Annotated in this window: 21 protein-coding genes; 10 read left to right on the top strand and 11 right to left on the bottom strand. The window is 67.1% G+C overall.

The window, feature by feature from the left end:
- Positions 1 to 8: 8 nt before the first annotated feature.
- The 10 genes from ACOOHP_RS07615 to ACOOHP_RS07570 form a co-directional block, all read right to left on the bottom strand.
- On the bottom strand, positions 9 to 1,172 hold the full coding sequence (locus ACOOHP_RS07615; protein WP_420465851.1) for a serine hydrolase domain-containing protein: 1,164 nt from the start codon (positions 1,170 to 1,172) through the stop codon (positions 9 to 11).
- 29 nt (positions 1,173 to 1,201) lie between these two features.
- Complete coding sequence (locus tag ACOOHP_RS07610) at positions 1,202 to 2,773, bottom strand: long-chain-fatty-acid--CoA ligase (protein ID WP_420465850.1); 1,572 nt, start codon at positions 2,771 to 2,773, stop codon at positions 1,202 to 1,204.
- Between the two features lie 86 nt (positions 2,774 to 2,859).
- Positions 2,860 to 4,680: an AMP-binding protein gene (locus ACOOHP_RS07605; protein WP_420465849.1), complete on the bottom strand. Its 1,821-nt coding sequence runs from the start codon at positions 4,678 to 4,680 to the stop codon at positions 2,860 to 2,862.
- A 60-nt stretch (positions 4,681 to 4,740) separates the two neighbouring features.
- Complete coding sequence (locus ACOOHP_RS07600; RefSeq protein ID WP_420466958.1) at positions 4,741 to 5,634, bottom strand: DnaJ C-terminal domain-containing protein; 894 nt, start codon at positions 5,632 to 5,634, stop codon at positions 4,741 to 4,743.
- Between the two features lie 214 nt (positions 5,635 to 5,848).
- Entirely contained in the window at positions 5,849 to 6,592 is a 744-nt protein-coding gene (locus ACOOHP_RS07595; protein WP_420465848.1) for a flagellar basal body rod protein FlgF, read from the bottom strand.
- A gap of 6 nt (positions 6,593 to 6,598) precedes the next feature.
- Positions 6,599 to 7,819, bottom strand: coding sequence for a flagellar hook protein FlgE (flgE, locus tag ACOOHP_RS07590; protein ID WP_420465847.1), 1,221 nt, complete (start codon positions 7,817 to 7,819; stop codon positions 6,599 to 6,601).
- Positions 7,820 to 7,838: 19 nt separating this feature from the next.
- Entirely contained in the window at positions 7,839 to 8,501 is a 663-nt protein-coding gene (locus tag ACOOHP_RS07585; protein ID WP_420465846.1) for a flagellar hook assembly protein FlgD, read from the bottom strand.
- A gap of 9 nt (positions 8,502 to 8,510) precedes the next feature.
- Entirely contained in the window at positions 8,511 to 8,918 is a 408-nt protein-coding gene (flgC, locus tag ACOOHP_RS07580) for a flagellar basal body rod protein FlgC (RefSeq protein WP_420465845.1), read from the bottom strand.
- Positions 8,919 to 8,929: 11 nt separating this feature from the next.
- Entirely contained in the window at positions 8,930 to 9,313 is a 384-nt protein-coding gene (flgB, locus tag ACOOHP_RS07575) for a flagellar basal body rod protein FlgB (protein WP_420465844.1), read from the bottom strand.
- Positions 9,314 to 9,449: 136 nt separating this feature from the next.
- The gene (locus tag ACOOHP_RS07570) at positions 9,450 to 10,370 is read right to left on the bottom strand and encodes a chemotaxis protein CheV (protein WP_420465843.1); all 921 of its coding nucleotides are present in this window, start codon (positions 10,368 to 10,370) and stop codon (positions 9,450 to 9,452) included.
- A gap of 198 nt (positions 10,371 to 10,568) precedes the next feature.
- Here ACOOHP_RS07570 and flgA point away from each other — a divergent pair, with 198 nt between their 5' ends.
- The 7 genes from flgA to ACOOHP_RS07535 all read left to right on the top strand — a co-directional run bounded on the left by flgA (position 10,569) and on the right by ACOOHP_RS07535 (position 18,135).
- Complete coding sequence (gene flgA / locus ACOOHP_RS07565) at positions 10,569 to 11,273, top strand: flagellar basal body P-ring formation chaperone FlgA (protein WP_420465842.1); 705 nt, start codon at positions 10,569 to 10,571, stop codon at positions 11,271 to 11,273.
- A gap of 100 nt (positions 11,274 to 11,373) precedes the next feature.
- Positions 11,374 to 11,676 carry a flagellar biosynthesis anti-sigma factor FlgM gene (flgM, locus tag ACOOHP_RS07560; protein WP_420465841.1) on the top strand — a complete coding sequence of 101 codons (303 nt, stop codon included), beginning with the start codon at positions 11,374 to 11,376 and terminating at the stop codon, positions 11,674 to 11,676.
- 22 nt (positions 11,677 to 11,698) lie between these two features.
- Positions 11,699 to 12,136 carry a flagellar export chaperone FlgN gene (gene flgN / locus ACOOHP_RS07555; RefSeq protein WP_420465840.1) on the top strand — a complete coding sequence of 146 codons (438 nt, stop codon included), beginning with the start codon at positions 11,699 to 11,701 and terminating at the stop codon, positions 12,134 to 12,136.
- Positions 12,133 to 12,834 (top strand): PilZ domain-containing protein, encoded by a 702-nt coding sequence (locus ACOOHP_RS07550; RefSeq protein ID WP_420465839.1) that lies wholly within the window; start codon positions 12,133 to 12,135, stop codon positions 12,832 to 12,834. The genes flgN and ACOOHP_RS07550 overlap by 4 nt, the downstream gene beginning before the upstream one ends.
- A 152-nt stretch (positions 12,835 to 12,986) precedes the next feature.
- A complete protein-coding gene (locus tag ACOOHP_RS07545) occupies positions 12,987 to 16,109 on the top strand; it encodes an efflux RND transporter permease subunit (RefSeq protein WP_420465838.1) in 3,123 nt (1,040 codons plus the stop codon).
- A 94-nt stretch (positions 16,110 to 16,203) separates the two neighbouring features.
- On the top strand, positions 16,204 to 17,736 hold the full coding sequence (locus tag ACOOHP_RS07540; protein ID WP_420465837.1) for a TPM domain-containing protein: 1,533 nt from the start codon (positions 16,204 to 16,206) through the stop codon (positions 17,734 to 17,736).
- A 78-nt stretch (positions 17,737 to 17,814) separates the two neighbouring features.
- Positions 17,815 to 18,135, top strand: a complete 321-nt coding sequence (locus ACOOHP_RS07535) for a hypothetical protein (protein WP_420465836.1) — start codon at positions 17,815 to 17,817, stop codon at positions 18,133 to 18,135.
- A gap of 28 nt (positions 18,136 to 18,163) precedes the next feature.
- Here ACOOHP_RS07535 and pspF read toward each other — a convergent pair whose 3' ends face one another.
- Positions 18,164 to 19,219: a phage shock protein operon transcriptional activator gene (gene pspF, locus ACOOHP_RS07530; RefSeq protein WP_420465835.1), complete on the bottom strand. Its 1,056-nt coding sequence runs from the start codon at positions 19,217 to 19,219 to the stop codon at positions 18,164 to 18,166.
- A 193-nt stretch (positions 19,220 to 19,412) separates the two neighbouring features.
- On the opposite strand from pspF, the gene pspA reads away from it, so the two are divergent.
- The 3 genes from pspA to ACOOHP_RS07515 all read left to right on the top strand — a co-directional run bounded on the left by pspA (position 19,413) and on the right by ACOOHP_RS07515 (position 20,827).
- The gene (gene pspA / locus ACOOHP_RS07525; protein WP_420465834.1) at positions 19,413 to 20,108 is read left to right on the top strand and encodes a phage shock protein PspA; all 696 of its coding nucleotides are present in this window, start codon (positions 19,413 to 19,415) and stop codon (positions 20,106 to 20,108) included.
- A 124-nt stretch (positions 20,109 to 20,232) separates the two neighbouring features.
- Entirely contained in the window at positions 20,233 to 20,460 is a 228-nt protein-coding gene (pspB, locus tag ACOOHP_RS07520; RefSeq protein WP_420465833.1) for an envelope stress response membrane protein PspB, read from the top strand.
- A complete protein-coding gene (locus ACOOHP_RS07515) occupies positions 20,450 to 20,827 on the top strand; it encodes a PspC domain-containing protein (RefSeq protein ID WP_420465832.1) in 378 nt (125 codons plus the stop codon). The genes pspB and ACOOHP_RS07515 overlap by 11 nt, the downstream gene beginning before the upstream one ends.
- Positions 20,828 to 20,880 lie beyond the last annotated feature (53 nt).

Genomic DNA, 20,880 nt, shown 5'->3' with positions numbered 1-20,880 from the left:
CCGCACCCTCAAGGATCGTAGGCTGCGGATTCGAACTGCTGCAGCAGCGCTGTGGTCGGCGCATCGAAAAAGGGCAGCACCTGAGTCATGAGCAAGCCGACGCGATCGCTCGCCGGATCGATCCAGTAATGGCTGTTGCACAGTCCGGCCCAGGAATAGCTGCCCGCCCTGCGGCCGCCTGGCACGTCGGCCAGCTCGACCAGGAAGCTCAGGCCCCAGCCGTTGCGTCCGTCGTCTCGAAAACCGATGTCGTTGGACAAGCGTCGATCGACGCTGCGGATTCCTGCGGGCAGACGCAGCGCACCAAGCTGATCGCCGGACATCGCCGCGACCGTCGCCGCTGACAACAGCCGCCTGCCGTCCAGCTCGCCGCCGCGCAGCAACATCCGCAGCAGGCGCAGAAACTCTCTGGGCGTGCTGTACAGCCCATGGCCGCCCATGTCGTGATCGGCGGCCTGATTGACTTCGAAGCGCAGCCCGATCAACTCGCCATCCGGCTTGCGCGCATGCATGCCGGCCAGGTTTTCCCGCATCGCCGCGCTCAATCGAAAAGCGCTGTGTTGCATGCCCAGCGGCTCGAAAATCTGCTCCCGAAACGCATCGCCCAGGCGCCGTCCCGTCGCGGCCTCGACCGCACGACCCGCCCAGTCCAGACCGATGCCGTAATCCCAGCGCACCCCCGGATCGGCCACCCGCGGGCGCATCAGGGTCGCGTGCGCGCCGCTGGCTCCGGGCGGAACTTTATGGAGTTCGAAATAACGCGCCAGATCGGCGTCGAGAAATTCGTAGGCACAGCCGCCGGTGTGGAGCAGCAGTTCGCGCAACGTCGGACTGCGTGCAGCGGGTCTCAGGATCGCGCAACCGGCGCTGTCGAAACCGGTCAGCACCGGCACTTCGTCGATCTCCGGGACCCAGCGCGAAACCGGCACATCCAGTTGCAACAGTCCACGCTCCACGCACTGCATCGCCGCGATCGAGGTCACCGCCTTGGTCATCGAGGCGATCCACATCACGGTGTCGGCCGTCATCGGCTGCGCCGCCCCCAGCGCGCGCCGGCCGGCGGCGTACTCGAAGCTGACCTCCCCGCGCGAGGCCAGCAGGCCGACGACCCCGGCGAGCCCGCCACCGTCTACCGCGGCGTCCAGCAAAGCGTGCAGCGTGTTCGGCTTCATGCCCGGCGACCGGATCGACCGCCGCGGCGCTACTGTGCGGCGATGCCGGCGCGACCGCTGCGCAGCACGAACTTCTGGATCTTGCCGGTGGCGGTCTTCGGCAGCTCGCTGACGAAATGAAACGCGGAAGGGACTTTGAAGTGAGCCAGGTTGTCGCGCGCAAATGCGCGCAGCTCTTCGGCCGTCGCGGACTTGCCGGCGTTGAGCACGACGAAGGCGTTGGGCGATTCCCCCCACTTCTCGTGTGGCATGCCCACCACCGCCACCTCGAGTATGGCCGGGTGCCGCAGCAGCGCGGCCTCCACCTCGATCGAAGAAATGTTTTCGCCACCGGAGATGATCACATCCTTGAAGCGATCGCGAATCTCGACGTACCCGCTGGCATGCACCACGGCCGCATCGCCGGAATGAAACCAGCCGCCGGCAAATGCCTTGGCGGTGGCTTCGGGGTCGTTGTAGTAGCCCTTCATCACCACGTTGCCGCGCGCCACGATTTCGCCCAGGGTGTTGCCGTCGTGCGGGACCGGGTTCATCTCCTCGTCCACCACGTCCAGCTCGCCCGAGGTGATCAGTTCCACCCCCTGCAAGGCCTTGATCTTGGCGCGCTCCGTCGGCGACAGCTTGGCGTGCGCGGGTAGCGGCTCGCAGATCGAGATGAACGGTGCCGTCTCGGTCAGGCCGTAGACCTGGGTGATGTCCCAGCCCAGTTCGCCTTCCATGCGCTCGATGGTGGCGGCCGCCGGCGGCGCACCGGCGGTGAACACCTTCACGCCGCGACGAACCTGCTTGCGCTGTTGCTCGGGACCATTGGCAATGCCGATCAGCACCGTCGGCGCCGCACACAGGTGGGTCGCCTGCTCCTTGTTGATGGTTTCGTAGATCAGCAAAGGCTCGACTTTGGGCAGGCACAGATGGGTGGCCCCGGCTGCAGTCACCGTCCAGGTGAAGGTCCAGCCGTTGGCGTGGAACATCGGCAGGGTCCACAGGTAGCGGTCGGACGGCGTCATGTTCCAGTGCACCAACGTGCCTACCGAGTTCGCCCAGGCGTTGCGGTGCGTGATCATCACGCCCTTGGGCCGCGAGGTGGTGCCGCTGGTGTAGTTGATCGACAACAGGTCGGTCTCCGCGATTTCGGGTCGCTTGAACTCCGGCGACTCTGCCGCCAGCAACGCCTCGTAATCGAGCCAGCCTTCCTTGCCGCCTCCCAAGCCCACGAAATGCTCCACGCCGGTCATCCGGTCGCGCACGCTGTCCACCAGCGCGAAATAGTCCGCATGCACGCACAGCACCTTGGAGCCGCTGTGCGTCGCCAGGTAGATGAAATCGTCGGCGGTAAGCCGATAGTTCATGGGCACGATCACACCGCCCATCTGCGGAATGGCGTAGTACTGCTCCAGGTGTTGATGGGTGTTGGGGGCGATGGTGCCGACGCGATCGCCCTGCCCCACACCCAGTTTCATCAGCGCCGCCGACCAGCGATCGCAGCGTTCGCCGAACTGGGCATAGGTGTACCGCTGGCTGCCGTCGACCACAGCCTCGCGATCCGGGTGCAGCTTGCGTGCACGCCGGAAAAAATCCAGGGGGGTGAGGGGTGTTTCCATGAGGTCGCTCCTCCGCGATCGTCGTTATGGGTTTGGTTCAATGCGCTGTCGACCCTAAGCCTAGGCATCAAGCGCCCGACCCGCCACTACCCGCTTGGGTCGGCTGTCAGATCGCCGCGCAGACGGTACTTGCGGATCTTGCCGGTGGCGGTACGCGGCAGCAGATCGACGAAATGCACCGCGGCGGGCACGCGCAGGCCGGTGAGTCGTTCGGCAGCATAGGCCAGCAGGGCATCGGTGGTGGTCCGACTGCCGGCCTTGAGCTGGACATAGGCCAGCGCGCGCTCGCCGAGCACGTCGTCGTGGCGGCCGACCACTGCGACGTCCTGCACCTGCGCATGCTGCGCAATCACCTCCTCGATCTCCACCGAGCTGATGATCTCGTCGCCGCTGATGATGATGTCCTTGAAGCGATCGCGAATCTCGATATAGCCGTCGCGATGCATGACGGCGGCGTCGCCGGTGTGCAGATAGCCTCCGGCCAGGGCGCGCGCGGTCGCCTGCGGGTCGCGGTAATAACCCTTCATCACCATCGGGCCGCGAGCCACGATCTCGCCCAGCGTGGTCCCGTCTGCCGGGACGTCCTGGCCTTCCTCATCCACCACGCGCAGTTCGTCGACGGTGAGCATGGGCACACCCTGGCGGGCCTTGACCCGATAACGTGCCCTGGCGTCCAGATGCCGGTGTTCCGGCAGGCACACGCATACCGTGAGGAACGGCGCCGCCTCCGACATGCCGTAGGCGTGCGTGATGTCCCAACCCCACTGGGTCTCGACGTGCTCGATCAGCGCCGCCGAAGGCGCCGCGGCGGCGAACAGCGCGCGCGGCGGCGCGCCCACGCGCGGTGTAGACGGCCCTTGCAATGCGCGCAGGCCGGCCAGGGTGGTCCGTCCGGCGCACAGCGCTGTGATGCGATCGCGGTCCACACGCTGGGCCAGGTCCTCGGGCTCGATACCGCTGGCCATCACGTGGGTGGCGCCGGCCGCGGTGACCGTCCACACGAACCCCCAACCGTTGGCGTGAAACATCGGCAGGTTCCACAGGAAGCGGTCGTCGGTCTGCAGCGGCCAGTGCAACAAGCTCCCGAGGCTGTTGACCCAGGCGTTGCGATGACTGATGACCACGCCCTTGGGATGGGCGCCGGTGCCGCTGGTGTAGTTGATGGTGATCGGGTCGTCGTCGTGGATCGCCGGCGCTGGCGCCACCGGTGCAGAGACCCGCAACGCCGCCTGGTAGTCGATCCAGCCGGTCCGCCCGCCATCCAGCAACACCCAGGCCACGCCGGGGAGGCGGTCGCGCAGATCGTCTAGATCAGCCGCGTCGCGTTGGGTTGCGCAGAGCACGCGAGCCTCGCAGTGCATGACCACCCCCACGCACTCCTCGGCGCCGAAGCGCTCGTTGAGCGGCACCAGCACCGCGCCGAGCTGCGGCACCGCGTAGAACTGCTCCAGCAAAGCCATGCAGTTCGGCGCCAGTACCGCGACGCGATCGCCATGGCGGACACCCAGCGATGCCAGCAGCGCAGCCGCGCGATCGCAACGGTCGAGAAAGTCGGCGTAGGTCCAGCTGCGGCCGTGCTCCTCCACCGCCGGACGCTGCGCGTAGAGCCGTCTCGCGCGGCGCGCAAACGCCAGCGGCGACAACGATCCACCCGCCGCGGCAACCAGCGCCGTTCCGTCCTCGGTGGCAGGCTCGCTGGCGGCTTCGCTGCGGGTCTGTTCAGCAATGGCCACCGCGTGCGCGCGACCCAGCGCACCGAGCTTTCCGTAAATGTTCTTGAGGTGGTACTTGACCGTTTGCTCGGAGATCGCAATCGATCGGGCGATCTGCTTGTTGGTCAGACCGGTCCGCAGCAGGTCCAGCACGACCATCTCGCGCGGCGTCAGCTTTTCCTGGGGAACTTGCATGGCTCAGGATGCCGCAGCCCCGTGCAAAGCACGAGATATTTCGGACCTGTGCGGCGCTTGCTACGCCGACTTGCGTGGATCGAAATCCTCGAACAACCGCGCCAGGGCCTCGTAGGCGCCGCGCTCGGTATCGTCCTTGGGCGTCGGCGTCACCAAGCGGACCGTGACCGTCTGGTCGCCGGCGGTGCTGCCGGGCAGACCGCGTCCCTTGAGCCGGAATTTGCGGCCCGCCTGCGTCCCGGCCGGCACGTTCAACTCCACCGTGCCGCCGAGGGTGTCCACCGGTACCTTGGCCCCAAGCGCCGCTTCCCAGGGCGCAACATTCAGGGTCGCGGCGATGTCGCGGCCTTCCGCCTTGAAGCGCGGATGCGCCGCAAAACCGATCTCCAGCATCAGGTCCGCACCACGCGGCCCCTGCTGCGCCAGGCGAATGCTCTGCCCCTCGGTGATGCCCTTGGGAATGCGCACGTTCAAGGTCCGCCCATCCGCCAGACTGACCTGGCGCGAACCGCCGTGGTAGGAATCCTCCAGGCTGATCTCGATCCTGGCCCGCGCCGGTGCCGGCGCGCGAAACGGATCGGGCTCGTCCTCGAAACGAAATCCACCGCCGCCTGCAGCACCGCCGAACATGGTGGAGAAGAAATCGGAGAATCCGCCCGGGCCCGCGCCGCCGCCACGCGCATTGCCGAACCCGCCACCGGCCCAGCCCGGCGGCGGCGTAAACCCGCCACCGTGCTTCCAGTTGGCGCCGAGCGCGTCGTAGGCGCGGCGCTTTTCGGGGTCGGACAGCACCTCGTTGGCTTCGTTGATTTCCTTGAAGCGTTCCTCGGCGCCCTTGTTGGCGTTCTTGTCGGGATGAAATTCGCGCGCAAGCCGCCGATAGGCCTTCTTGATTTCATCAGCCGAGGCCGAGCGGGCGACGCCCAGCACCTTATAATAGTCCTTGTAATTCAAGTCCGAAGTACCCATCCGAGTGTTACCGACGCAGTATTCTCACGGTCCGGCGAACCGGCCTAGCCAGCCAGTATCGCGCCAACTGATCACCGTTGAAAATTTGGGACTGCGGCGCCTATCTCAAGATGTGCGGAAGCCGATTGCGGCGCGGGCGGCGCCGTTGGCCTTGGCCGCGTGATCGGTCGAGCGTGCGGTCCTACGCGAGCACCTGCGCTCAACCCATGCGCATGACCGATGCCGAAGCCTGCGCATTGTCCTCGGCCGCGCGCATCAGCTTGACCTGCATCTCGAAGCTGCGCGCCAGCTGGATCATGTTGACCATGGCGTCAGCCAGATTGACGTTGGAGCTTTCCAGCGCGCCGCTGCTGAGAACCTGTCCGGCGGCGGGCGGCAGTTCTTCCCCGCCGTCGCCAAGACGCATCAGACCGCCGCCGTCGCGCTCGAGTTGCGCCGGCTCTGCGCGCACCACTCGCAGCCGACCGATGACCGCCGGCGCTTCCGGGCCCTGCCCCTGCGGCAACACGGTGACCGTGCCGTCGCCGCCGATGGAGATTTGCGTGTGGGGCGGCACCGACAGCGGTCCGTCCTCGCCCATCACCAGATGACCTGCGGCGGTGCGCATCAGGCCATCGGCACCGACGCGCAGATCTCCGGCGCGGGTATAGCCCTCGGCGCCATCGGGTGCTTGCACCGCAAGCCAGTGATCGGCCGCCAGCACCACATCCAGCGGGTTGCCGGTCTGCTGGATGCTGCCAAGGCGGTTGTCGAAACCCAGCCCGTCCAGTCGCGTGTTGACTCTCGTGGCCAGCTGCGCGCCGTCCACCGCCACAGCACTGTGCGCCGCCAGCTCGGCCTTGAATCCGACCGTGCTGGCATTGGCCAGGTTGTGGTTGTTGACCGCCTGCGCCTTGAGCGTCTGGGTGGCGCCGGTCATGGCGATGTAGAGGGCGCGGTCCACGATGCCTTACCGGATGTTGAGCACGGTCTGGGTGATCTGATCGCTGGTCGAGATCATTTGCGCATTGGCCTGGAAGTTGCGCTGCGCCTCGATCATGTTGACCAGCTGCGCGGTCAGATCGACGTTGGAGGCCTCCAGCGCGCCGGACTGCACGTCGCCGAAGTTGCCGGTGCCGGCGGCGCCGATCACCGGCGAGCCGGAGTTGAAACTCTGCGCCCAGGCGGTGGCACCGACCTGCTGCAGACCCTGCGGATTGGGGAAGTTGGCCATCGCGACCTGTCCGATCTGCGCCGACTGGCCGTTGGTGTAGCGTGCCTGCACCACCCCGCCCTCGCCGACGTCGATGCCCGCCAGGCGCCCGGTGGCGAAGCCGTCCTGGCTCAGGCGGCTGACCGCGAAGCCCTCGCCGTACTGGGTCGAGGCACCGATGTCGAGATTCAGGCTGATCGGCGCCGAACCGTTGGCCGGCGCGTAGGCCGGCAGCGCGATCTGGCCACCGGCCGGCGACACCAGGGTGCCGGTGTCGGAATACTGCAGGGTGGTGGCGGGTCCCACCGGGGTGCCGTCGATCTGCACCTGCATCGACCACTCGTTGGGGTTGGCGGTCTTGATGAAGTAGAGGCTGGCGGCGTGGGTGGCACCCAGCGAATCGAACAGGGTCAGCGCCGTGCTCTGGTTGTAGCTCTCGGCGTCGTCGGGGTCGAAGGTGCCGACCGTCGGCACCACCGCATTGGCCGGCAGGTTGAAAGCTCCTTCGATGCTGCCGGAGGCCGCCGGTGGATTGTCGGCGCCGGACAGGCGCAGGTCGGTGGTGCGCGAGGTGTCGAAGCCGGCGCCGCCGGCATTCGGCGGAAACACCTGCAGACGATGACCGGAGGCGTTGACCACGTAGCCGTCACGATTGGTGCCGAACTCGCCGGCGCGGGTGTAGAGCGTGGCGCCGCCGTCGGAGACGGTGAAGAAGCCTTCGCCGGAGATCGCCAGGTCCAGCGCGTTGTCGGTGAAGTTGACGTTGCCTTGCGTGAACTGCTGGGCCACGCGCTCCAGCCGCACGCCGGCGCCGATGGCGTTCTGCGACAGGCCGTAGGACGACTGCGGGAAGAAGTCGGCGAACTCGGCGCGCGACTGCTTGAAGCCGGTGGTGTTGGCGTTGGCGATGTTGTTGGCGGTGACCGACAACTCGGCCGAGGCCGCGGTCAGGCCGGACAGGGCGATCTTGAAGGACATGGAAGCTCCGGGTTGAAGGTCAAAGAATCTGGCGGACCGCGGACAGCTCCACCGGGTCCAAGCCGTTGAGGTGCAGCAGCAGTCCGCTGCTGCCGGTGGAAACGCTGTTCACGGTGCCGCTGACCAGGGTCTGCACCTGTTCGCCGGCGTCGCCGCTGGCCAGCAGCGCGCTCACCGAGTAGGCGCCCTCGGGCAGGCGCGCCCCGTCGGCGCCCGTGCCGTCCCAGGTGATGCGCGCCACCCCCGCGGGCTGCGAACCGAGATCGACGCGATCCACCACCTGGCCGCCGGCATCGCGAATCTCCAGCAACAGGCTGCCGCTGGCGGGCAGCTCGGCACCGAGTTCGACCGCACCCTCGGCCGGCAGCCACAGACCGTCGCCGGGCACCAGCACGCCGCGCCCGACCAGACTCGCCGCCTGCAGGGTCTGGTTGGAGGTCAGCGCCGCGGCCAGACTGTCCAGGGACTCCTGCATGCCCTGGATGCCGGACACGGTGGAGAACTGCGCGATCTGGCCCAGGAACTCGCCGGACTCCATCGGCTTGAACGGATCCTGGTACTGCAACTGCGTGGTCATCAGGCGCAGGAAATCGGCCTGGCCCATCTCGGCCTGCGGTGCCGCTTGACGCAGGCCCAGGCCGAGATCGGTGTAGGGGTTGGAGGTGCTGCCGCCGACGTTCATGGAATGTCCTTACTTGCCCAGGCTCAGGGTGCGGATGGCCAGATCCTTGGCGGTGTTCATCACCTCGATGCTCGACTGGTAGGAGCGCGAGGCGGAGATCATGTTGGTCATCTCTTCCACCACATTGACGTTGGAGGCGTAGACGTAGCCGTCGCCATCGGCCAGCGGATTGCCGGGCTCGAAGCGGCGCTGCGCTTCGGCCTGGCTTTCCACCACCCCGAGCACGCGCACACCGGCGGCTTCCGGGCTGGCCTGATCGGGCGCGGCCTGGAACACCGGCATGCGCGCCTTGTAGGCGGCCTCTGGCGTGCTACCGACGGAATCGGCATTGGCCAGATTGCTGGCCACCGTGTTCAGCCGGGTGGATTGCGCCGACAGCGCCGAGCCGACGATGTCGAAGATGCGGAAGGAACTCATCTGACAGCCTCCTATTCGCCGGTAATGGCCGTGAGCAGGCTCTTGATACGCCCGTCGACGAAGCCCAGTGCCGCCTGGTAACGCAGCGACGCGTCCATGAACGCGGCCTGCTCGGTCCGCACATCCACGGTGTTGCCGTCGACGCTGGGCTGCATGGGCACGCGGAACTTGAGCGGGTCTGCGGCGACGGCGGGTAACGGCGTTGCCTGACCGTTGCCGCGCGCCGCCTCCGCCTGCGCCATGACCTGCTGCAGCGCGCTGCGGAAGTCGATGTCGCGCGCCTGGAAGCCGGGGGTATCGGCGTTGGCGATGTTGGCGGCCAACACTTCCATGCGTCGCTGCTGCAGTTGCAGCGCCTGCGCATGGATGCCGAACAAGGGATCGGTGCCGCTCATGAGGGCGTCCGGTAAAGGGTCTGCGCCGGTGCTACAAGTCCTGTGCCCGGCGCGGCGCCGATGCGATGCCGGATCGCCTTGCGCTCCCGTCGCAGCGGCCCGTCGCCGTGATTCCGCGGGCGCTCGGTGCGACCGTTCACGCGACCTGCTGCAGGCGCTCGAGCACGCCTTCAGCCAGTTCGTCGGCGCTGAACTTGGCGACGAAGCGGTCGGCGCCCACCTTCTGCGACATGTGATGGTTGAAGACGCCGCTGAGCGAGCTGTGCAGCATCACGAACAGCGACGCCAGCCGCGGGTCGCGCCGGATTTCCGTCGTCAGGCGATAACCGTCCATGTCGGGCATCTCGACGTCCGAGATCACCATCAGCAATTCGTCCTGCGGCGTCTGGCTGCGGTCGGCCATGCCTTGCAGGTACTGCAGCGCCTCGCGACCGTTGGCGAGGACGGTGCAAGTCAGTCCCATTTCGCCCAGCACCTTTTCGATCTGCGCGCGCGCCACCTTGGAATCGTCGACCACCAGTACGCGCCGCCCGGACGGCGACAGCCGGCGCACTTCCTCGCGCAGGCGATCGCTGAGCCCCGGCGGCTGGCCCACCACCTCGGCCAGCACTTTCTCGACGTCGATGATCGCGACCAGCTCGGGGCCCACCCGCGTGGTTGCGGTGAGGTGGCCCTGCGGACCGCTCGGTGGCGGCTCCACCGTGGCTACGTCGACATGAACGATGCGATCCACCGCGCGCACCAGAAAGCCCTGCACCGAACGATTGAATTCGGTAACGATGACGTGCTTGGCGTCATCGCCGCTGGCGGCCCCACCTACCGCGCGGTGCAGATCGATCACCGGTACCACACGGCCGCGAATCTCCGCCACGCCGGCCACCTGCGCGTGCGTGCCGGGCATCCACGACAGCACCGGCCGCGGAATCACCTCGCGCACCTTGAACACGTTGATGCCAAATATCTGGCGCTCGTCGAGACGGAACAGCAGCAGCGCCAGGCGGTTGTGCCCGGCGAGTCGGGTATTGAGATCGATGCTGTCCAACAAACCTGCGGCCATGGCCTGCAACCTGGAGAAATCCGGGAACGCGCGGACTGCGGCAAGTCCTGGGCCACATCATCTGCCATCGGCGCAGCGGTGCACGCGACCGGAACGCAATCGCCCGGCAGAAAATCGGCTGCTGCGCGGACGTCCGTGCACAGGCACAGGGCTTGCACCGGTCCGGCCATGATCGTTCTCGCCCCAAGGATGTCGCCGATGACCCTGCTCTCGCTGGCACGGCCCCTCGCCGTGACGCTGATCCTGTTCTGGATATTTTCCGGCGAGCCGGCCTCGGCGCAGGCCGGCTCCATCGAGTCGCTTGAGCGCATCCGCCAGCGTGCGGTGGATCACGCCGCGCTCAGTCAGCCCGAGCAAGCCACTTTGCGCGCCGCCGACCTCGACCCGCGTCTGCGCCTGCAAGCCTGTCCGACCCCGCTGCACGCGCGCAACCTCGCGCAGAACGCTACCGCCGTACAGGTCGAGGTGCGCTGCGACTCCCTGGGCTGGAAGCTTTACGTGCCGGTGACCATCAGTGTGCAGGTGCCGGTGCTGGTGAGCCTGCGTGCCATGGCGCGCGGCGAACGTATCGAGGCAGGCGACGTGGACGTGCAGATGCGCGATCGCGCCAGTCTCGGCGCCGGCTGGCTGCAGTCCGTCGATGAATTGCAGGGCCAGGTGTTGAGCCGGCCGCTGTCTGCCGGCGCGGTGTTGCTGCCCGGCGCACTGGCGGCCGAGCGCGTGGTGCGTCGCGGACAGGCGGTGACCTTGATCAGCGGCCGTGGCGCCTTCCAGGTGCGGGCCCAGGGCAAGGCCTTGTCCGACGCCGCGGCTGGCGATGCGTTGCGGGTGGAGAACCCCAGCTCCCGCCGTGTCGTGCAAGGCCGGGTACAGGCCGACGGCACGGTGCAGATCGACCTCTGATCGCCTGCGCGTTGAGTCATGAACCACCGCTCGTCGGCCGCGCTCAAGTTGCCTGCGGAACAGCCGTTAACCGGCCAGACCCTTGCCAGGAGCGGCGGCCGTGAGCACCAAGATCGATGCCTTTACCGGGACGGCACCGGCCCTTGCGGTCGGCGCGGTCGGTCGCCCGCGCGACGCCGCGGCCAGCGCAGCGCAGCACCCTGCACGAGAGCCGGACACCCTGGCGCTGACCGGCGAGGCGCGCCTGATGCAGCAGCTCGAACGTCAGGTGCGCGCCGACAGCGGCGTGGACGAGCGCAAGGTGGCGGAAATCCGTCGGCTGCTGGAGCAGGACCGTTATCAAGCCGACCCGCAGGTCATCGCTCGGCGGCTGCTGCAGGCCGAACGCGATCTGTCTCCATGACGCAGGTGCCGATCCGGCTGCCATGAGCACCGCCGACACCGTTCGCCGCAATCTCGACGCCCAATACGCGCTGGCCGAAGAGCTCGATGCCCTGTTGCTGCAGGAGCGCGAGCGCGTGCAGGCGCGCGATTGGCCGGCCGTGCTGGCGATCAGCCGCGACAAGGTGACGCGCGTGCAGCGCCTGCAGAAACTTGCGACCGATCTGCAGTTGCAGGCGGCAGGCAACGCGCTGCCGGCCTGGCTGCGCAGTCTGGATCTGGACGCGGAGCTGGACCGGCTGGCGCTACTGGCGGCGCGATTGCAGCGCAGCAATCGCGAATCGCGCAGCCTGCTGGACCACCATCAGGCGCGCGTCGGAGCGGCTTTGAAACTGCTCCAGCGCAGCCAGGGCCCCGGCTTGTACGGCCGCCACGGACAGGCCAGCACGGGTCGCATCAGCCGGGTGCTGGCGGCGGCGTGAACGCGCACGTGGGTCCCGCCGGGGCTGCCTCGTCAGCGCCGGTCGCAGCAACCGAGACCTGGGACCTGCTGCATGCCCTGCGCACGCTGCGCACCCCGATCATGCTGTCCACCCCCGCCGACGGTGCACTCGGGCTGAGCGTGGTGCTTGAGGCGGACCGATCTGAACGCTGTCTGCGGGTGGATGCGCCACGCGGCGATCCCCAACTGGTAACAGGTGCGACGCTCGCGCTGGACGCCTGCATCGACGGACGCGCGCTGCGCTTTCAGACGCGCTACGAGGGGCACGAGCGCGAGTCGCGGCCTCACACCTACCGACTGGTCGACCCCTGGCTGAGCCAGGATCGCCAGCGTCGCCACAGCTATCGCGTGCGGCTGCCGGCCAACCGGCGGCACCCCTTGCGCCTGGGCACCGCCACCCGTACGTGGTCGGGCCGGCTGCTCGATGTGTCCTGCAACGGCTGCGGCGTCGGTGTGGAAGGTACGGTGGATCTGCAGCCCGGCCAGCCGGTGGACGTCGCCTTCGGTTGGAACGATCTGCGCGTGCGTTGCAAGGCGGTGGTGTGCCATACGATGCGCAGCGGCGCGCTGACCCGATTGGGCCTGGCGCTGTATCTGGAGGACGAGCTGCCCCGGCGCAGCATCGAGCAGGCGGTGCTCAACCTGCAGCGCGACCTGTTACGGCAGCGTCGAAGCTGACATCGGGCTGCGCCGGGCTGACCGCAGGACCTGCGAGCAATCTGGCGTTCGCGTTCGCCCGATCCGGAACCTTGCGAGTGTTTCGGCGGTCCGCTAGCCGTCCCGCATAATCCGGCAATCCGCGTCGCCGTTCGAATCAGGAGTACGCCTGCGTGTGGTTGTCCGATATCTCCGTCAAACGGCCGGTGCTGGCCACCGTCGTCAACCTCATGCTGGTGGTGTTCGGCGTGTTTGCACTGCAGTCGATTTCGGTGCGCGAGTATCCCGACATCGATCCGCCCATCGTCTCGGTCAGCACCAACTACGCCGGCGCGTCGGCGGCGGTGGTGGAAACGCAGATCACGCAGATCGTCGAGGATCAGATCGCCGGCATCGAGGGCATCAAGGCGATGAACTCGGAGTCGCGCGACGGCCGCTCCAGCATCTCCATCGAGTTTCTGCTGTCGCGCAACATCGATGACGCGGCCAACGATGTGCGCGACCGGGTATCGCGCATCCTCAACAATTTGCCGGATCAGGCCGACCCGCCGGAAGTCACCAAGGCCGACGCCGACGCCTCGCCGATCATGTTCTTCGTGCTGTCGGCCGACAACATGGGGCCGCTGCAACTGTCGGATTACGCCGACCGCTATCTGGTGGACCGCTTCGCCACGCTGGACGGGGTGTCGCGCATCTTCCTGGGTGGCGACCAGCGCTACGCGATGCGCGTGTGGCTCGACCGCGACCGCCTGGCGGCGCGCGGCCTGACCGCGGCCGACGTCGAGAACGCCATCGCCGAACAGAACGTGGAGCGTCCGGCCGGGCGCATCGAGACCCCGGAACGCGAGTTCACCCTGCGCACCGAACGCCAGTACACCTCGCCGGAGGCGTTCGGCGAGATGGTGATCACCCAGGGGCCCGACGGATTTCCGGTGCGCGTCAAGGATGTCGCGCGGGTGGAGTTGGGTTCCGAGAATCCGCGCACGAAATTCCGCGCCAACGGCCAGGAGACCCTGGGCATCGGCATCATCAAGACCTCCAGCGCCAACACGCTGGCGGTGGCCCGCGGCGCCAAGGAGCTGGCCGCGCGCCTGCAGACCGAACTGCCCAGCGGCATGACACTGGGGCTGAACTACGACACGTCCGAGTTCATCGAAGCGGCCCTGCACGAGGTGCAGATCACCTTGGGCTTCGCCGCGCTGGCGGTGATCCTGGTGATCTATCTGTTCCTGGGCAGCGCACGCGCCACGCTGATTCCCGCGGTGACGGTGCCGATCTCGCTGATCGCGTCGTTCATCTTCCTGCAGGGCTTCGGTTTCTCCATCAACATTCTGACCCTGCTGGCACTGGTGCTCGCGATCGGTCTGGTGGTGGACGACGCCATCATCATGGTGGAGAACATCCACCGTCGCCTGGAGATGGGCGAGCCGCCACTGCTGGCCGCGTTTCGCGGCGCGCGCGAGGTGGGCCTGGCCATCGTCGCCACCACCGCGGTGTTGATTGCGGTGTTCACGCCGTTGGGCTTTCTGGAAGGCAACATCGGACGCCTGTTCCGAGAGTTCGCGTTGGCGATGGCCGGATCGGTGGCGGCCTCGGGCCTGATCGCGCTGACGCTGGCGCCGGTGCTGTCGGTGTGGCTGCTGCGCGGACATCAGGCGCAGAGCGGCTGGTATGCGCGTTTTGACGCCGCGCTGGATCGCGTCAGCGAACGCTACGGTGGCGTGCTGCGCAGCGTCATCCGCCGCCCCGCGCTGTCCATCGTCGGCCTGGTAGCGCTGCTGGGTGCGACAGCGCTGCTGTTCCTGGGCATCCCGCGCGAGTTCACCCCGTCGGAAGACCGCGGTCAGTTCACCGTCAGTGTCAGCGCGCCCGAGGGCGCCAGCTTTGCGTATACCGCGGCGGTGATGGATCAGGTGGAAACGCCGCTGCTCGAATATCTGAAGGATGGCGAGATTGCGCGCGTGCTGTTCCGCCTGCCCGGCTTCGGGGGCGGCAACCAGGTCAACAGCGGATCGGTCGGCGTCACCATGGTGCCCTGGGGCGAGCGCGAACGAGCCTCTGCGCAGATCGGAGCGGAGGTGGCGGACTCGCTGGATCACATCACCGCCGCGCAGGTGCGGGTGATCCAGCGCACCGGCTTTCGCGCCAACCGCGGACAGCCGGTACAGGTGGTGATGGGCGGACCCAGCTACGAGCAACTGGCCGAATGGCGCAACCGCGTCATCGCGCGCATCCAGCGCGACCATCCGCAACAGCTCACGCGCCTGGATTCCGATTACAAGGAGACCAAACCGCAGTTCCAGCTGGATATCGATGTCGGCCGCGCCGGCGACCTGGGCGTGCGCATCGCCGACATTGCCCAGGCCATCGAATCCAATTTCGGTGAACGTCGCGTCACCCGTTTTCAGGATCGTGGCGAAGAGTACGAGGTGATGCTGCAGGCGCCGCCCGAGCAGCGCGCCGATCCCGCCGCGCTGGGCCAGGTCTACGTGCGCGCCGCCAGCGGGGCCCTGGTGCCGCTGTCCAATCTGGTGAGCATGCGCGAGCAGGCTTCGGCCGCCGAATACAAGCGCACCGATCGCCTGCGCTCCATCACCATCAGCGCCGACCTGGCGCCGGACATCACCCTGGGCGAGGGCCTGGACTTGCTCGAACGGGTGGTGCGCGAGGAAAGCGCCGAACAGGCACGCATCTCATACGACGGCCAGTCGCGCGAGTTCAAGGAAGCCAGCGGCGCGCTCTACTTCACCTTTGTCATGGCGCTGGTGATCGTCTATCTGGTCCTGGCCGCACAGTTCGAAAGCTTTGTCCATCCCGTGGTGATCCTCAGCACCGTACCGCTGGCGTTGTTCGGCGCGCTGGCCGCGCTGTCGGCCCTGGGCATGACCCTCAACGTGTATTCGCAGATCGGCGTCGTCATGCTGGTGGGCCTGGCGGCCAAGAACGGCATCCTGATCGTGGAGTTCGCCAACCAGCGGCGCGACCAGGGCCTGGCATTCGACGAGGCGCTGGTGAATGCAGCACAGACGCGCCTGCGGCCCATTCTGATGACCTCCATCGCCACCATCGCCGGCGCCGTGCCGCTGATCGTCACCGACGGCGCCGGCTACGAGGCGCGCCGCATCCTGGGCGTGGTCATTGCCTTCGGCGTCGCCTTCTCCACCGCGTTCACCTTGTTCGTGGTGCCCGCGCTGTACGCCGCCATGTGCCGTCGCACCGGCTCGCCGGAACGTCATGCCGCAGAATTGGCGAGCCAGGCTCAGGCCGAACCGATAGATCAACTCCCGGCCAAGTAGTCCGACCCACTCGATCCGACGCTGGTGGCCGGGAAAGCTTGTTGTAGAGACGGTCACGGCACATGATCGACCCGCCTGGATCGGGGGATCACACATGCGCCTGAGTCAATTCGCAGCGGGCCTGCTCGCCGTCGTTACGCTGGTCGGACATGCGCAAGAGCATGTCTCGTCCTCCAGTGGACACCTGTTCGATCCTGCGCAGCTCATCGAGCCGAACATGGTCGGCCCCATCAACAGCCTGCTGGCGGGAATTGCCAATACCGGGGTCGTCCGCATCGCCGTGCTCACGGTGCCTGATCTGGACGCAGAGGCGGCCGGACATTACGCACAGCGCGCCCTGCATCGATGGCAGGACGACAGCGGCGCGGGCAGAGACGTGCTGCTGCTCGCGGCCCCCGGCGGCGTGGTGGCGCTGGCGGCGGGCGACGCGCTGCGCTCGCACTTGAGCCAGGCCGAGGCCGAATCGGTGCTGGTCGATCACGTCCTGCCCACGGCGGCGAGATCCGGTCTGAGCGCCGCCATCATTGCCGGCACGCAAGCCATCGTGTTCAAGGTGAGCAGTGCTGAGGATCCGATTGCGAGCGAACCCGTGGTGGCGGCGGCGCGCTACCAGCCCAGCGACCGTGCGGCTCTGCTCAGCGAGCCCGGCCCGGAGCGCCTGACCACGAACGTAGCGGACGAGCCGTCCGCGACGTCTTTGGATATTGAGCAATGGGTCGATGACATGACCCAGGCCTTGAGCGCCGTGGCGAAAGACGCCACCCAGGACCCGGCAAGGTTTCTCGCTCACAGCCTCGCAGAACTGCGGGAATTTCCGGCGGTGGCGGACACCCACCTGCGACATTCGACCGCGGCTGCCGAAGGTGGCGACTGGGAAGCTGCGCTGACCGCGCTGATCCTGCTGGCCGTCAGCCTGATCTTCTGCGTTCTGGCGTGGCGCATCACGCGCAGTGTCGGGGTGCTGCTCGGCGTGGCCGGTCTGCTGGGCGCGCTGTGGATCTGGGGGCTGGGTGGATTCTCCTCGTTGGCGCTGAGCACCTTGGTGATCGGCGTTGCGCTCGGGCCGGTGATGCATCTGACCGTTCGGGCGCTGACGCCGGTGGCCAGTCGGGGGGCCGACGCCCGATCTGCGGCCGCCAAGTCGCAGTATCAGGCGTGGGTGGCCGCACAGCGCAGCGCGGCGCCCGGTGCTGCTCGCACCCACCCGGTCAAGCCGAACGAGCGACCGACGCGCGCGGCCGAGAGTCGCCGCGATCCGCCCGCCAGGGCACAGGCCGCGGCGCGCACCCTGCGACCCACCAACATCGCCTTCATGGGCGTCCGTGAACAGCTGCGGCGGGCAGGCATTCCAACGCCCGCGCTCGACACGCTGCAGCGCGCACCCAGCGAATTCGCCGCCCATGCGCGCAGCGGTGCCGGCAGGCCGCGGACCTGGATCATCGTGGGCGTTGCAACGCTTATGGCACTGGCCGTCTTCGGTCCGCTCATCGTGCTGGGGCTGCTGGCCATCGCGGCGTACGAGCTGCGCAGGATATGGCTGAGGATCAAGCCGGCAAACATGGGCGTCCGTCAATTCCTGCGTCAGCTGGCCAAAGAGACCGAAGCCGCATCGAAGCTGTCGCGTTAGGTCCCGCACGCCGCGCCGATGGTGTTCACCGGCACACGCCGGCAACGATGAACCCGCGCCGGCTTACAATCTTCACGCATGAATCCGCGCCAGACCCGTCAAAGCCCTTCGCCCCTTTCGAAGGTGCACGCAACCGAGCGCCCGTACCGGCCAAGCCGCACACCGATGATCGTCGCGGTGCTCGTCACCCTGCTGCTGCACGCAGCAATTCTGATCAACGCCGACTGGCTGGGCGCACCGACGCAGGCGCGCATCGATGACGCGCTGCAAGCCGCCGCGGCAACACCCCATTCCGAAGATCAGGAGCGTCCGGCCGAAGCCGGCGCGGTGGTCTATCAGAATCTGCGCGCCCCCCGCTCCCATACGGTTGATGCCGACCAGCCTTCCGACTCACCGTGATTCCGAGATCGGCGTGATGTTCGACTGGCTACGTCGGCTTGTGATTACGCGCTCCGGATAGCCCGTGCTTGCGCAACTGCGCGCGCAACTGGTCGTAGCTGAGCTTGAGAGACGTGGCCGCGCGCCGCTGGTTGTAGCGCGCCGCTTCCAGCGCCTGCTCCAGCAAACGACGCTCGAAAGCGGCTACGGCTCCGCGGTAACCCTGCGTTGGCAGAATTTGCGGGGATACGTCGGGAGCCGCCCCCGTCACGGCTTCTGCGGACGCCGGCTCGGTGGGGACAGGCGCCGCAGCAGTACCCGGACGGTAAGGCGAAGCGAAGGGATCGAACTCGATAACTTCGACCGCCTGTTCGGAATCATCCAGCCGATACACCGCTCGCTCCACGACGTTGCGGAGTTCGCGCACATTCCCGGGCCAGTCGTAGGCCAGCAGTTCGTGCCGCGCAGCGGGCGCGAAGCCGGCGAAGACCTCGCGACCCAGTTCGCGCGCCATGTTTTCGGCAAAGCTCTGGGCGAGCAGCAGCACATCGTCGCGACGCTGCCGTAGTGGCGGCACGGTGACGACGTCGAACGACAGCCGGTCGAGCAGGTCGGGGCGGAACTGGCCGCGCCGGGCCCGTTCGGGCAGGTCCACATTGGCAGCGCCGATCAGGCGCACGTCCACACTCAGCGTTTCGTTGGAACCCAGTCGCTCGAATTGCCCGTACTCAACCACGCGCAGCAATTTCTCCTGCAGACGCGGGCTCATGCTGGCCAGCTCATCCAGAAACAAGCTGCCGCCATCGGCCGCCTCGAAGCGTCCGGGCCTTGTACGCGCGGCACCGGTGTAGGCCCCGGCGACGTGGCCGAACAATTCGGAGTCGATCAGATCCTCGTTGAGCGCCGCGCAGTTGAATTTGATCAAGGGCCCCTGCCAGCGCGTGGACAGGTAATGCAGGCGTGCGGCGATCAGTTCCTTGCCGCTGCCGCGCTCACCGATCACCAGCACCGGCTGGCGCAGCGGCGCCAGCCGGGACACCTTTTCCAGCGTCTCCAGAAAGGCGTCCGACTGGCCGAGCATGGTGCCGGCGGTGTCTGTGTCCATGGCCAAACTCTACGCCATTATTTGTTGTTATGAACCGTTTATTGGTTTTATGAACCTCTTTGATGGTTTCCACGATTACAGAGAAGTAATATTTACTTCAATATTATTAGTTAGATAAAACATTTATCTCGAATGGCACGGGATTCGCTACTCCTTCGGCACGCCATACGATTTTCAGCAGGAGCATCTGGTCATGGGCATCTTTTCGCGACTGTCGGACGTCATCAATTCCAACCTCCACGCCATGCTCGACAAGGCCGAGGACCCGGAGAAGATGATCCGGCTGATCATCCAGGAGATGGAGGACACGCTGGTGGAAGTGCGCTCCAGCAGCGTGCGCAGCCTGGCGCGCAAGAAGGAAGTCCAGCGTGCCCTGCAAAGCCTGAATCGCGAGGCCACCGACTGGCAGGCCAAGGCCGAACTGGCGATCACCAAGGACCGCGAGGATCTGGCGCGTGGCGCCCTGGGCGCGCGCAATCGGGCACAGGAGCAGGTCGCCGGACTGGAGAAAGAGCTGGCGCATCTGGACGAGGACATTGCGCGGCTGGACGTCGACACCGGCCGGCTCAAGGCCAAACTGGACGACGCCCGCGCACGGCAGAAGGTCATCGTTTTGCGCCAGCAGTCGCTGTCCTCGCGTCTGCGCGTGCAGGGCCAGCTGGATGATCGCCGCATGCAGGATGCGGTGCTGCGCATGGAGCGTTACGAGGGGCGCATCGATCGCATGGAAGCCGAGCTGGAAAGCTACGATCTGGGCCGGCACGCCTTGCACGACGAGTTCAACCGCATGCAGACCGAAGACCAGCTCGAAGCGGAGATCGCCGAGCTGCGCGCGCGCCTGGGCAAGCTCAGGGAGCAGCCGCCGGCGCCGGCACCGGAGCGGTCCTGAGCCGCGCCGCCTTGCAGCGCGGGAATCTGCACCCATGAGTGACGAATTCCACCGCCAGTCAGGCAGCAGCGCCGATACCGCTTGGCGCCGCCCACGGCGACCTTCTCGTTAACGGAGCACGGCCTTGGTCGAAAGCATCGTCGCCATCGTCTGCCTGCTGGTGATCCTGCCGGGCATGTTGCTGTGGTACCTGGACCGCCGCCGGAAATCGGATGCCGATCCTTCGTCGCCTGGTGGTCCTCCGCTGGGCGATCTGTCGCGGCATGCCGCGCGCATGGAACAGCGCATCGAAGCGCTGGAAAAACTGCTGGATCACGAGGCCCCCGGCTGGAGGAAGCGCGATGTGGAATAAGCGAGACGGCCTGCAGCTCAAGCGCTATCCGCGCGCCGGCCTCATCGCCGGCGTCTGCGCGGGCATCGCGGCCCACTTCGGCTGGAATGCCAAGCTGATCCGCGTGCTCGCGGTATTGGGGCTGTTCTTTGGTGGCGTGTTTCCGGTCGCGATCGTCTACCTGGTGCTGTGGTACCTGATGGAAGTCGATCGCGGCGAGCCCCACGCCGTGCAATGCACTTCCGGCAGCTCACCGCAGGACCCCGCCGAGAGCGCGCACACCCTGCAGCGCCGCTATGCCCGCATGGAACAGCGCCTGCGCGATCTGGAAACCTGCGTCGCCTCGCGCGAATTCGAGTTGCGACGGGAGTTGGGCAAGCTGGGCTGAACGCGGCACCTCGTCACCGTCCTGTCATCGTCGCCGCCGTATAAAGCGCGGCC

This window comes from Panacagrimonas sp. (assembly GCF_965216805.1).
Classification (GTDB): Bacteria; Pseudomonadota; Gammaproteobacteria; order Nevskiales; family Nevskiaceae; genus Panacagrimonas.
This window is presented reverse-complemented; position numbering and strand designations above follow the sequence as displayed.